At 34.1% G+C, this 13,055-nt stretch carries 11 protein-coding genes and 2 pseudogenes; 2 read left to right on the forward strand and 11 right to left on the reverse strand.

Translation table 11 applies throughout. The features are described from left to right. Window positions 1-182: 182 nt before the first annotated feature. The 10 genes and pseudogenes from HUV91_RS15335 to HUV91_RS15380 form a co-directional block, all read right to left on the reverse strand. On the reverse strand, window positions 183-1,505 hold the full coding sequence (locus HUV91_RS15335) for an McrC family protein (RefSeq protein WP_174493964.1): 1,323 nt from the start codon (window positions 1,503-1,505) through the stop codon (window positions 183-185). 6 nt (window positions 1,506-1,511) lie between these two features. Further along, the gene (locus tag HUV91_RS15340; RefSeq protein WP_217431204.1) at window positions 1,512-3,779 is read right to left on the reverse strand and encodes an McrB family protein; all 2,268 of its coding nucleotides are present in this window, start codon (window positions 3,777-3,779) and stop codon (window positions 1,512-1,514) included. A 721-nt stretch (window positions 3,780-4,500) separates the two neighbouring features. Further along, window positions 4,501-4,980 (reverse strand): hypothetical protein, encoded by a 480-nt coding sequence (locus HUV91_RS15345; protein ID WP_174493965.1) that lies wholly within the window; start codon window positions 4,978-4,980, stop codon window positions 4,501-4,503. A gap of 93 nt (window positions 4,981-5,073) precedes the next feature. Then, entirely contained in the window at window positions 5,074-5,760 is a 687-nt protein-coding gene (locus HUV91_RS15350) for a DarT1-associated NADAR antitoxin family protein (protein ID WP_174493966.1), read from the reverse strand. Between the two features lie 10 nt (window positions 5,761-5,770). After that, entirely contained in the window at window positions 5,771-7,192 is a 1,422-nt protein-coding gene (locus HUV91_RS15355) for a DarT ssDNA thymidine ADP-ribosyltransferase family protein (RefSeq protein ID WP_174493967.1), read from the reverse strand. Between the two features lie 193 nt (window positions 7,193-7,385). Beyond that, a pseudogene (locus tag HUV91_RS15360) lies at window positions 7,386-7,529 on the reverse strand (IS3 family transposase); the annotation flags it as partial. 50 nt (window positions 7,530-7,579) lie between these two features. Next, window positions 7,580-8,524 (reverse strand): hypothetical protein, encoded by a 945-nt coding sequence (locus HUV91_RS15365; protein ID WP_174493968.1) that lies wholly within the window; start codon window positions 8,522-8,524, stop codon window positions 7,580-7,582. 473 nt (window positions 8,525-8,997) lie between these two features. Next, window positions 8,998-9,399 (reverse strand): hypothetical protein, encoded by a 402-nt coding sequence (locus HUV91_RS15370; RefSeq protein ID WP_174493969.1) that lies wholly within the window; start codon window positions 9,397-9,399, stop codon window positions 8,998-9,000. A gap of 371 nt (window positions 9,400-9,770) precedes the next feature. Further along, window positions 9,771-10,181, reverse strand: a pseudogene (locus HUV91_RS16645) (guanosine-3',5'-bis(diphosphate) 3'-pyrophosphohydrolase); the annotation flags it as partial. 111 nt (window positions 10,182-10,292) lie between these two features. Next, complete coding sequence (locus tag HUV91_RS15380) at window positions 10,293-10,868, reverse strand: hypothetical protein (RefSeq protein WP_174493648.1); 576 nt, start codon at window positions 10,866-10,868, stop codon at window positions 10,293-10,295. A gap of 320 nt (window positions 10,869-11,188) precedes the next feature. Here HUV91_RS15380 and HUV91_RS15385 point away from each other — a divergent pair, with 320 nt between their 5' ends. Together HUV91_RS15385 and HUV91_RS15390 are read left to right on the forward strand one after the other, a co-directional pair. Continuing rightward, window positions 11,189-11,854, forward strand: a complete 666-nt coding sequence (locus HUV91_RS15385) for a hypothetical protein (RefSeq protein ID WP_174493970.1) — start codon at window positions 11,189-11,191, stop codon at window positions 11,852-11,854. Between the two features lie 103 nt (window positions 11,855-11,957). Beyond that, window positions 11,958-12,344, forward strand: a complete 387-nt coding sequence (locus HUV91_RS15390) for a hypothetical protein (RefSeq protein ID WP_174493971.1) — start codon at window positions 11,958-11,960, stop codon at window positions 12,342-12,344. A 192-nt stretch (window positions 12,345-12,536) separates the two neighbouring features. Here HUV91_RS15390 and HUV91_RS15395 read toward each other — a convergent pair whose 3' ends face one another. Then, window positions 12,537-13,013 carry a hypothetical protein gene (locus HUV91_RS15395; protein ID WP_174493972.1) on the reverse strand — a complete coding sequence of 159 codons (477 nt, stop codon included), beginning with the start codon at window positions 13,011-13,013 and terminating at the stop codon, window positions 12,537-12,539. Window positions 13,014-13,055: the final 42 nt, after the last annotated feature.

The following is a 13,055-nucleotide window of genomic DNA, read 5'->3' on the forward strand; positions in this document are numbered from 1 at the left end:
ATAATTTTAAAAATCTAAAACCAACGACTGATACAAAAATCAACATGGTTATTGGAATAATAAAGTAGCTCTGTAAAAACTCAGCAATAGCTAGCAAGTGAACCCCCTAATTAAAATCTCTTTAATATGGAAATGATATCACTTACTTTTTATATAAAATATTAATTTTCAAGAAAATAAATTTATATATCTGCTCTATTAAATACCCACCTCATAAATCGCTGTCCTTTTTCACACTCAGGTCTCATATTCAAATCAAAAGGTAAGATTCTTAAAGTTGAAGCCCCATATTTAAATTTAAAATCTTGCAACGGTTGATTAAATACATCTCCTCTTGCAGGATAAATCATAAGCACTTCGTGAGCATGATTTAAATAAAATGCGCTGTAAGCAAACATTTGCTGAATATCACTGTCTTTTAAACCATAACGCCCACTTGAATCATTTGAATCCAATAATTTCCACTTGGTATCTGCAACCTTTAAAACCTCTGCCTCAGAACTGACCCTTTTCATAAAAATATCAGGTCTGAGTCTAAACATGGATTTGCTTCCTTGTAGACACATATGTTCAGTACTATGCTGAGTATGAATTTCCCACTCTTTCTGAGCTTTGTTCAAGAAATGTGCAACATAGTGTTCAAACAATTTCTCCATCGGAAAAAGTAAACTCATACCGCGCCAGTTGCCTTGCGTGGAAACAGGCATATATTCACCCAGTATGAGTTCAGTCCAAGGCTTGATCTCTGCATATTGCGCCAATAACCGTCCTGATTGCCATTGTTTAAAATCTTGTTTCACATTCAGGCTCTTCGGAATTTCACCTGTCATTAAGCGGAGTTCTTGCGCGAGTTTCCAATTGCTTGCATGTTTAGTCTTTTTACAAACAACTTCCAATGCAGTTTTAATCAAACGATTTTCTGGTCGATTCACCTCATACACATCATGCTCAATGGGAAAAATATGTTTTTGGGCAGGAGACTGACGCATGTATTGGGCATGTTGTAACTGCCCACGTAGAAATTTTTGATCCTCTTGCACACGATTATAGTCAAAACGAAGACCACGTTGTACTAATCGTTCAAAGCATTTTAAAAACTGAGTAATAATCCATTCATGCAAAGGCTGTTTAAATTTGCTTAAATCTGCTGCACCCACTTCTCGATAAGGCAAATGCAGTGAAACACTGAGCATATTTTGCAGAAGCCTGCGCTCTTGTTGAATAATCTCCTGCTCATCCCCCTCTTTCATATCCACATGCTTGGGTAATATTTCAATACGAGTACCACATGGAGTTTCAATAACACCCACATGCTGATCAAGCTTTAGCTTTTTACGACCTGCAAGTTCAAAGACTTTTGCCCCATGCTTGGAAAATGAAGCAGACAATTCACATAAATGCTCAAACGCTTTTTCAGGGATATAAGCATGCTCAATAGTAGACTTTGGGCAGCCGTCGTATTGCACACTGATAAAAGCATATTCTCGAACAGTAAAATTAGACATAAATTCTTATTCTTTCGAGCCTAAAATTTGAATAAAAGCATCTATCGTTTTAAATGCATTGTTATTGATTTTCCAAATTTTCTTTTCACTTGAATAACCCAATTCTTGCTCAAACTTTGATGGAAATAATTCTGCGATATTGATGTCTTTATCCTCGACAATCATACTGTTATTGAAGAATACTAAATTAATCTTCGCCCAATCATCAAAGAAATATTCTTGCAGTTGAGGAATGATTTTTTGTTTGAAAATATGTGCTAAATGCTCAAGTGTAGGTTTTTCTTTTAAGCTCATAAAGTTGGCATGACCGATACAATGATCTCGGTCTAAAAGCACTTCTATTCGTTGATTCATGGCTGATAAAATATCCGCAACAATCACATCTTTATCATTTCCATCTTTATCTTTACCAGATATTTTTATTAATTCACCATCCTCATTTTTAATTTCCTGAGGTTGCGGAGGCATTTCAATAAAGGTAAAGCGACGGCGTAAAGCAATATCTAAACCTGTTAAAGAACGGTCTGATGAATTCATGGTACCAATGATGTAGACATTGTTTGGGACAGAGAATTCTTCTTTTGAGTATGGCAGCGTTACAGACAAAGCTTCGTCAGCACCTTGGCGTTTTGAGTCTTCAATAAGGGTAATGAGTTCACCAAAAATACGGGAAATATTGCCACGGTTGATTTCATCGATGATGATTACATATTTCGATTTTTCTTTAACTACAGGGTTTGCACTATGTAGAAGTTTATCTAAAAATGGAATTAAATTTGCCCAAATTGCGCTATAACCATTAACTAAATAGGGCTCTAATATTTCTGACTCACCCAAAATTTCAATGACTTTTTTTTCAGCTAAATTTCTATCTGTAATTTTGCCATTCCTAAATTCTCTTAGTAAAAAATCGGTCAATACACGCGATAGATGAATAACGTTTCCATTGGGCTTCTGAATCTCAAGTAACTCTGTATTCATTTTCTTTAAAATATAACCTTTCCCAAACTCGATTGGCTGTGTAACTTGAGTAATGCTTTGATTATTATCGATTTGTTTTGCTTGATCACAAATTTTTTTAAATACACCCGCTTTTACATCATAACGTAACTGCCCTTGCTTATCTGTTTCAGCTCGAATTCCCTCTACAAAATCTTCATAGCTAAAACTCTGGTGAAAAGTCACGAATTGAATTTGTCCTTGCTTTTTATAAATATCAAATCTTTTCTTTAATTCTTTACGATCTAATTGCGGATCGTATTCTGGATCTAAAATAGACACAGCATGGTTAATTGTATGATAGGTTTTACCCGTACCAGCAGCACCAAATAAAATGCGGTTTAAAGCCTGTTCCATCATAACCTCCCCCTTAATTTCTTCATTTTTTTGTTTCTTTTGCTTATTCGCTAAATAGCCTTTTCTTACCATCGTAAATAGCTTTTCTACATATGGGAAAAAGCTTTGATTCCCTTGGTTTTTTATGAGTATTGGCAAAAACTCAGGTAAAGGCGTTTTCAGATAAGATTCATAGCCTATTCTCTTTATGTTCGTTTCAGTCACGATTGGAATAACACAAGGATTACTAAAATTCTGATATAAAAATGCAATCATCCATTTCAGTCCCTTAGTAAACTGAATTTGATCAATTGCTATTAAATCACGACGCTGTACTGCAGCGATGATATCGAGTATTTCTTGTTTAATCTGCTGGAATGCCAGCTCTGGATCATCACCGAGTCTTTTATGCCAAGAATATGGCTTCTCATTGTGATATTTCTCATTGTTACCTAAGCCAATAGGCTCCCAGAAATCAAAATAACAAGCAAAAGTAGGATCACCTTGGGTTGGGTCAAAACTATCTACTTGTGAAATAAAACAGTCTGTATTTTTAGCCTGATGATAGTCTTCAATAGTCAGATTCTTAAGACGTTCAACAGACCATAATTCTAGAAATGCTTTGACTTTACGCTCAAGTACAGTGGTTTGATTATCATTTTGTTCGTACCAATCACAGAATTTTTCTAATTCTTCTACTGTATCCAATTCTATGTAATAAACTTGATTACCTAACCACAAATGTTGACTTTGTGATTTTAAACCACTGTGACGACCATCTTGCTCTGAATATTTACCATTCGGCACATCTTTAGTTGACTTAAAATTAAAACTAAACTGACCATTATCTTCTGGATCTTTTTCAATAAAAATTGATACTTTGGCACCTGTTAAAACTAATGCAATTTCTCTGTCACTTTCATTCGTTACCACAGTCATTTTTTCACGACTAATATAACGATCAGGATATTTTTGACTTAAAATTTCATTCGCCTCACTCGGCGTTAAATAACTTTTTTTCGGGTGAGCTTCAAAGTATTGTCCCAAAAGCTGTTCACTATATTCAAATAGAGAAAGATTACCTTTATTCAGAACTAATTTTTCATAGGCTTGTACATAGTTCATCTTTTTATTTTGTGTCAAAAAATCCAACATGACTTTCCAAAATATTGGAATAATCAATGGATTATCTCGATCTTGATATAAGAATGCAATTTTCCATTTGAACATATCACTAATAGTAATTTCTTCAATCGCATTTAAATTGTGTTGTTTGATTGCATCAACAATAGCAAGGATATTATTTTTAATGTTTTGAAATGCTTGTTCCTTTGTTTCCCCAAACTTTTCAAACCAACAATATTCACCATCGTAAATTCGACCGCGACTATTTTCTTTGACTTCCGTATTTCTTCTATGAAATATTCCAAATTTTGAAGCATCGCCACCTCGAATATCTGCAATGGGGCGAGTGGCTTGTTCAAGCCAATATGTAAAAGAGTCTTTATTTCCGACTTGATTATACTCTTCCAACGTCATTTCTTTTAAACGACTTACTGGCCATTTTCCTAAAAAATCATTCCAATTGCTTTGTTGCTCTACTGACACACTTTACCCCAAACCTAAAAATTTAAATTCTATTCACTGCTTCTTACACAACTTAACTTAGTTTTAGTCTTCCCCAAGTCTTTGCCAAGCTCAAACATGCCTTATTTTCTTTTAACCAAATACGTCTACATAGCTCGGTTAAATCATCAAATTGCTGATCAACTTCCTCTGATAATCCATATTCCCAATGCCCTTCATATAAGCGACAATCCGCCAGCTCTTGTATTTTTTCAGCTAGGTTTTTGTGTATTTCAACCAATAATGCTTCTGACATTTCTTCATTGTTGTACCTTGTTAAGGCATTTTCTGATTGCAAAAGTAATTCTTCTGTTTCTCTAGTCCATAAGGCAAAACAACGATCTGCACTTAAACAGTCTATAAATTTTTTGAATTTTTCCAGTTTTTCTTTAAATGCAATATTGGCTTTTATTAATGCGCTGATAGCTATGAATTGCTCTTCTCTATAAGTGAAATTGATATGTAAACTATCTAAGTAGTTTCTAGATTTACGGTCTAAACCAGTCCGTTGCATTATTCCCTCTGAATATATACGACAAAATTAATTGAAAGTGTTTATGAATCTAAATATTTTTATAGCAATCTATAATATATTGAACAACTCTATTTAGAAAAGTAATCCATCACTTGTATTCTTAATCTTAAATTGCTCAACAAGCTGAATAAATTCATCTTTAGGAGGAATAACTCCACCAACCAACAAATCACATTTGGTCAAAGCAACAAACAGCGCTATTGAATAGGCTTGGCAATTAATGGACTTCTGAGGATTAAACTCAATATCTGTAAATGCATTATATGCAAGTGCTTGTTCTTTTAGGTTATCATTCAGATTGAGTGCATTTAAGTATAACCAATCATAAAAAGCAGTTTTGGGTTCAAGTTCCCAACGTGAATCCCGATATTCAAAAGCAATCAAATTTCCTGAGTTTTTGAGGCGCTCGTCTTTTTTCGCATCACGCGAAGTCATGTCCATGATTTCTTTATAAGGACCACCATTCGAGAATACTTTCGATGCCTGAAAGATACTTTCAACACTGATGCTTTTGCCACTTTTAGTTTTAAACATTAAGTTAAACGCGCTGAGCTTCGTACCTAATTCAATCTCTGATTTGCTCGAAATCTCTAGAATCTTAGCTTCTGGATTCTGTGTTAGATAAGCTTCGTGCAAGGATCGGATCGACTTTTGTTTCTGAGTAAAGTGCATCCCTGGAAACCACTCAAATTCAACTTCTATAATATCCACTAAAGTGACACCATCGAATTTAGGTACAAATACGGGTCTTTTTGCCATGATGTTGTCCTTATCTTTTCTCAAATACTGTTTTATTTACACTTAATTTAAAACCTAAATCATGTACCCAAGACAGATTTTGATCTTCTTCAACAATGTAGATTGCTTCGATAAATCCAGTTGGAATATTGCCCTGATATAAAATTTCAGCCTGATTATCAAAAGTATATGTTTCTAAAGTCTTCCCAATATTTGACTCAAACATATCTAAAAACGCTTGGTGAGATTTTCTTTCCGCAATTGATAATTTTTGTACGTTAAACGATGCTGCATTAAACTTATTAAATATCGCTTTATCTAAATAATTAAATTTTTCAAAAACATCACTCACCAAATTTTCCACTCCTGAAAGTAATTTAGGTGAAACTTTTAAAATTACCCAATCATTTTTACCCAATTTACTTCTATATTTAAAAAACATTTTCCAATTTGGATGACTAACGGATAGAGATATAGAGTCCTCAATACCATCCCAGCGATGCTCATCATTATATTTATATTTTAAACCTTGTTCTTCCAAATTTTGCTTAGTTAGTAAACCTTTAGATAAAATCGAAGATAAATTATCTTTATGAGTAAAATGATATAGCGCATCAATTTTTTTACACTTTGTCTCATCAAAAGACATTTTCTCAATAATTTTACTCCACTGTACATCATTTAACTCCGAATCGGCATAATGACTTTTTGCCCAACTATCATTTATACACTTGTGTTTTGGCAGTGATTTTTCACCCGTTAGGTAATAGCGTATGTAAATAAATTCAATCAATTCAATGGGAAGTTGATTTAACTGAATATCTATTGGTCTATTTAAACCCTCTATAACATGTAATTCATTATTTTCTACCAACCCGATAGTGTCATGTTGCTTACAATTAAAAATTTCTAGATTTTCTTTTTGACTAAACTGCGTATCAGTTGTTGCTTCTAATTTTTCATTTTTTGGCACTATTTCATTTTTATGGGATTCTTCTATAAGTACTAATAAACGCTCAGCACGCTTTTTTGTTTCCAATTCTGCAAGTTCTTTTCGTGCACGTTCTTGATAGTCCTTGTTATATGCAAAAAAATCAACAAGTGAAACTTCAGGTAACCCTAGCTTTCTATATGTTACATTGACTTCTTCAACTTTTTGTTTACCACGCTGATAACCTTTTTCCTGTTCTTCTAAACGAAATCTTTCAGCTTTTTCAGGCCAAGCTCTAGTCTCTTTTTCTAAAGCGTCAAGTCCTTTTTCTAAAGCACTGAATCCTTTGGATATAGCCTCTTTCGTTTCTCGATAATTGTTCCCTACTTCTTTGAATGCTTCTTTAGTTTTGGTAATTTTCCCACTGTCTTTATGCTTACTATTTCCACCAAAATTATTGATAAATGGTAAAACCACAATATAAAAAATAAGTGCAATAACAATAAATACAATGATTTCCATGACTATCCCCCAGAAACACAAAAATATCAATGCAGGTCACCCTGCACCTAAAGGAGAATTTAAGTCAAAAAAGTGATTATACCACTTTCGCTTGCTTCCCCTTTTTTCAGGTTTACTCGCTTCTCGTTCCGTCTGAATTTTAGCAAGTAATCTTTCGTACTATTGATGCCTTTAACTAGCGCTTGATGTTGCTAACACGTAGAGTTTCAGGAGTGCAACCAATTTTAGGCGCAATAGCAGTGATCGCAGCCCAATTCGATGGATAATCTTTTTCAGATTCAAGAACAAGTTGAACTGCACGTTCTTTGATTTCATGGGTATAGTTTGATTTTTTCATCGGGGTAGTTTCTCAGAATATCGACTCTCCGACAAACCCGGTACGGTTCACTATTCATATTCTTTTTTAATTGAATCAAACTTTAAGACAACTTTTTGATCAGCAGGAATGATCTCTGTGTAATCTGTATTATATTTTTCCCCGAAATAGCTCACCTGAATTGGATAATATTTTTCATTATTATCAATCACCTGAATTTGACTATCAAAACTATAATGCAATGGAGAGCCTTCTTCATGATTCCCACCATTATCTCCTGCCTTTTCAGCTACACCATAAGCGCCTATAAAATCATCTTCAGGTAAATGAATAACATTCCATGAGATTGAAGTTTCCCCCGTACTGCTATAGCCACTTTGGTAAAAACTACCAATTAAGTTTTTTCCGATAGGTTGCATATTATTTAAAATTTCTTCGCGATCTAAGTGTACACGCCCATAACTACCACCAAACTCCTGGTCTTTATGTGTGATACTTACGACTTGATACTGACCATTTTTAAGTTTTTTAAAGGTATATAAATCAGCACTTCCCACACATGCATGACAACTCACAACACCGCCATTATCCATTACCTGAACTTTTTCAATAATCACCAAGAAACGTGCATCACCTTCGACATTGCGATAGTTAATAATAGGATGCATCAATGCAACTGTATCTTCCCCAGACTCATTCGTTGCCCCTAGACCAATGAGATTTTCTGTTTCTAATTCATCTTCATTGACGTAGACATTACGCATATTATCTTTATAGAAAAGTCGCATAATTTCTTTAAAACTGAGCTCATTTAAACGGGCATCTACTAATTCTTGGCTCAGAAAACTAGATTTTTTAGATTCATTGGATTGTTCAGTCGTTTTGGGCTGAGATGCTTCTTTTATTACCCCTACCGTCGTACCTACATTTTTATTCTGATAGGACACATAGCCAAAAGCACCAGCACCACCTAAAACAACACCAGCCACCCCAATTAACCATGCATTTTTCATCATACCCTCTCATATCATTATTAAAAAATACCAAATTTTCTAAAGAATTTGGCTTTAAAAACTTAAACAAACATCTGCTATAACAAGACTAATTAAACACGTTTAATTTCTACATTTTCCTGCTTCACCTGCTACTGATATGCGCTGAAATAATAGGATACTTCCACTTGGGAGATTCTACGCAGCCAACTTGTAAAAGTCCTCTGCTGTTTGATTTTTCCTTTAAAACGATTTCAATTTTAAAGATTTTATTTCTTCACTGCTTATTACAAGACATTACTTGGCTTTAGCTCTCCCTAAATTATAGCTAAGGCAAACCAAGCCTTACTTTCTTTTAATCAAAAATGCGCTCTCATTATTTGTATATACGACATAAATACACGTGAGACTTCCCCATATTTCAATTTCACATCATCCACATCCACACAAACTAACAAATAAGCTTCTTTATTAAATTACTCGCTATATTAACGATATTAATCACCAAAATTATTTTCTACATATACATAAAAATCATTGCCCACACGATCATATTTAAAGCTCAAAGTGTTACGACCCATCCATCGCTTTAAAAGCTTTTCATATATATTTGCCTTTTTGGTTGAGGTCGCACTAAAAGACCAATAATGAATTCTATGCTTATAAATCAGCTTTTCAACGCGCTGACTAATCACGTTAAAAACTTTCATCGCAGGTAACTTCAAATTAACGTCTTCATATATAGGGTCATCTCTAAATAAAGCTAATTCTGGGTGCTTGCGATAATTAATTTGAACTCTAGCACGTGGTGGTCTATTCAATGAAAAAGAAAAATTATAATGATCAAATTTGAGTATGTAATGTAATCCATCAATCATTAAATCCTCTTTTAAAATCATGCAATATCCTTAGTAAAATGTCGTTGCATAAACGTGTTATAGATCTCCATCAAAATCTCTTGATCGAGTAATGTTTGAAAAGCACTGCCAAAAAACTCACGATCCGTCGAATTCAACAATTGAATAAAGTATTGTTGGTTAGGCTTTAGTTTTTTTCGCTGACAGTAAGCAAAATATTCACTCACATTCTCGAATAAAATCCACCACTCTTGTGGACTACCGATTTGAATCCCACCGATGGGATGTAATTGATCGAAGCGCGCATTGAGTAAATATTGAAAATTAAATCGCATACTTCCATATTCAAACTTAGGATAATCAGCATCTAATTTTAAAGAATTGATATGCTGATGAATTGCGAAAGCCTCTCGGAGTATAGATTGAATCTTTTGATATTGTTTGTAGCGAATCAAATCTTTCCGTGTGATTTGTTGGAGTCGTGATAAATCCATATTGTCACGTAAATCAGCCAGCTTGACGTCACACGCAATCGCATTTTTTACCGTTCTTTGCACCGCTTGAAAGCGGCTTTCACCATCTTGTTTAGTGACTGCTAATACTGCTTGAATAACATTTTCATTAAAACCAAGAGATCTTAAATCACTTACCGATGTCGCTGTGTCTTCTAAAATATCATGTAATACCGCTGCAATTTTAGCATCTGGATGCTGTGCATTTTGCATAACACGCAAGGGGTGATAAATGTAAGGCAACCCTGCTTTATCCAATTGACCTAAATGACGTTCAGTAGCGAGTGAAATTGCTTTTTCTAAAGTTGCGATATGATATTCCTCTTTTATTTTAACCATTTTTCTTCAATTATATTAATCAATTACAGCGAATGAGTACAGCTCAATCATAGGTGTCGCGTCAAATTATGTCGTAATGTTAGACTAGATTGTTTTGGTTAAGTCTATTTGTTGTACAAGCTGATCAGCTTTCAATTTTCTTGCCATTCTTCCCATATTGGTTTGCGGTTCAGCCACGGCTGAAGATTCATTTGCATGAATCAGCACAAATGTTTCTAGAGATTTATTTTTAAATTTTTCAAAGAACGATGACATGAGCCATTCTGCAGCTTCTTTCACTTTCACTGTGCTTTTTGAAGACGTTTCATTGACGTAAACTTTAATTTTTACGTCTGTATCTTGAATGTTGACTGCACACTTCGATGTGATTTGAAAGTGGCGACAAATTTTTAGAATATTTCGATTAAAGACTGAATTTTCACAATCCTTAGGTTGTTTCACCCAAAAAAACAATTGTTCTTTTTCAGCAACATTTCCATGTTGTAGGCTCAACTGTTCAAAAGCATATTTTAAGCCAAATAATACTGTCGAAATTTCAGCCTTAAAGGTTAAGACAGGAAAGACATACATGCCTACATTTTCATTAGACCTATCGTCCAATATCAGTTGATTGATCAGTGCTAAATCTTGAACTAATGTTTCAGATTGATGTATACCCATATTTCCCTCACGATCATTGAATTATAGTTGCTTGGTTTATAAGGATTTATTTCACATCTAACTTTACGGTTTAAATATTGCATTAGCAAACTTACTAAGCAGCTTTGCGACATTATTTGTCGCTCAACTATCCTCGATTGCACTCATAACCCTTCTGTTTAAATCATTCCGTGTTAGCATTTAATGGAAAATTAAATCAATCTTTTAAACACTTTACTTCATTTATTCATTAGGTATTTATGCATTTTTCATTTCTACCTTGGATTTGAGTCATACAAATACGCGCTTATCTCAACAGCATTATTTTACAGGGGATTTTAATGATTTATCAGTATTATCAAGCAATTAAAGACTACAACTTTCCCGAAAATCAGATTTTAGTATTTGGCTGTCATGAATTAGGTAAGCATTACTCTGGATATGCACAAACGGCTCTACATCATTTTGGTGCAAAATTAGGTCAAGGCGAAGGAAGACAAGGCCAATCTTATGGTATTCCTACCATCGCTCAAAGTGGTGAAGTTTTAGATTTAAATCTCATTCAAAACTACATCGATAATTTTATACACTATGCAAAAAGCAATCCTGATCTTAAGTTTTATCTCACAGAGATTGGTTGTGGTTTTGCCAATTATAACGTCAATCAAATTGGTCCATTATTTAAAAATTCACCCACTAATATTTATTTTCCACGCAGTTTTATTCCGTACTTAGAAGATTTAACGGTATTTTCTGTCGAGGACATTGAACACGTATGGAGAGCAGACGATACACATATTGAGTTGCCCTTAAATATTGGCTCCACTGTGCGTTTAAAGCTCGATCAACATGAGCGCTTAATCCAGCAAGCGAATGTTTGGGAAAAATCCAATACCGATCAAGATATTCAATATTTCACACTCAATAAACAGCAGTATATTCAACTCGATCAAGCGATTGAAAATTTTAGAAAGGAAGAAGCCGTATTATTTTCAGAACTTATTTAATCGCTAGGATTTTTTAGACCTATTTTTTAGATTTATAGATCATCCTTGGTAATGGATGATCTATACGCCAAGTGAAGAGATATATACGCATGAGATTAAAACTATGAAAATATTTACGACATTTGAACTTGCCGATCATTCTTCAAAAATTCAAACTTTGACTTTCTCAATGAATGATGATTTTGAAAGCCAAATTGCGGAATTTGAATCGTCAGATACGTCATTGATGGCGGAAGATTGCGCTGAAAATAATTTTGTCCTTAAAACAGCAGTGAAAAACTGGTTAGGCTATGGCTTGTATTACCCAAAAATAGAAGCGATTGATCAAGATTTACTGCAAGCTAAATTCCCTAAAATTATTTTACTTCACAAAAATGACCCAAACATAGAATTCTTTACTCAGTTTGGACATGTGGTTTTTGACTTTGAGCAGTATCAACAAAGTGTTATGGAATTGGTTTACTTTGCTACCGATGTCAATTATGAGTAAAGATACTCAACGTATTCACAGAATTTTTTATAAATGATATTTTTTCAATTACTTAGAAAAATATCATCAACCCTATTTAGCTTTCTGCTTATGTAAAATTGATAGTTCCATTTCACATAAGCAAGCCATGCTGGTGATTAAGATGATTATGGGCGTCTATTTCAACAGAAAATTAAGTAATTTTTCAATGAATTATAACCGTCCCCAAGTCTTTGCCAAGTTCAACCAAGCCTTGTTTTCTTTTAACCAAATACGTCTACACAGCTCAGTGAGATCATCAAATTGCCGATCAGCTTCCCGAGTTACACCATATCCCCAATGCCCTTCGTACACACGTCCTGCCAAATCCATCATTCTTTCAGCCAACTCCCAATGCTCTGCAATAAATTGTTCATCTGTCATACTTCTATAAGCAAAGTATTGTAGGCAATCTTCTGATTTTTGAATGACTTCTTCTGTTTCTTGAATCCAAAGTGCAAAGCAACGATCTGCGCTTAAACAGTCAATGAATTGTTTAAATTTTTCGAGTTTTGTTATAAATGCAATGTTGGCTTTTACAACCTCATGAAAGCATTGTGGAAATTCTTCGGCTTGATCAATATTGATATGTAGTTTTTTACTTAAGTAATCGATGGTAGATGTTTTATAAATATTTTTTGGTGGTTGCATAGCGTCCCCCCTCCTTGTCTATGCGCTGTAGATCGTAAAAAC

The sequence above is a fragment of the Acinetobacter sp. Marseille-Q1623 genome (assembly GCF_902809895.1).
Taxonomy (GTDB): domain Bacteria; phylum Pseudomonadota; class Gammaproteobacteria; order Pseudomonadales; family Moraxellaceae; genus Acinetobacter; species Acinetobacter piscicola_A.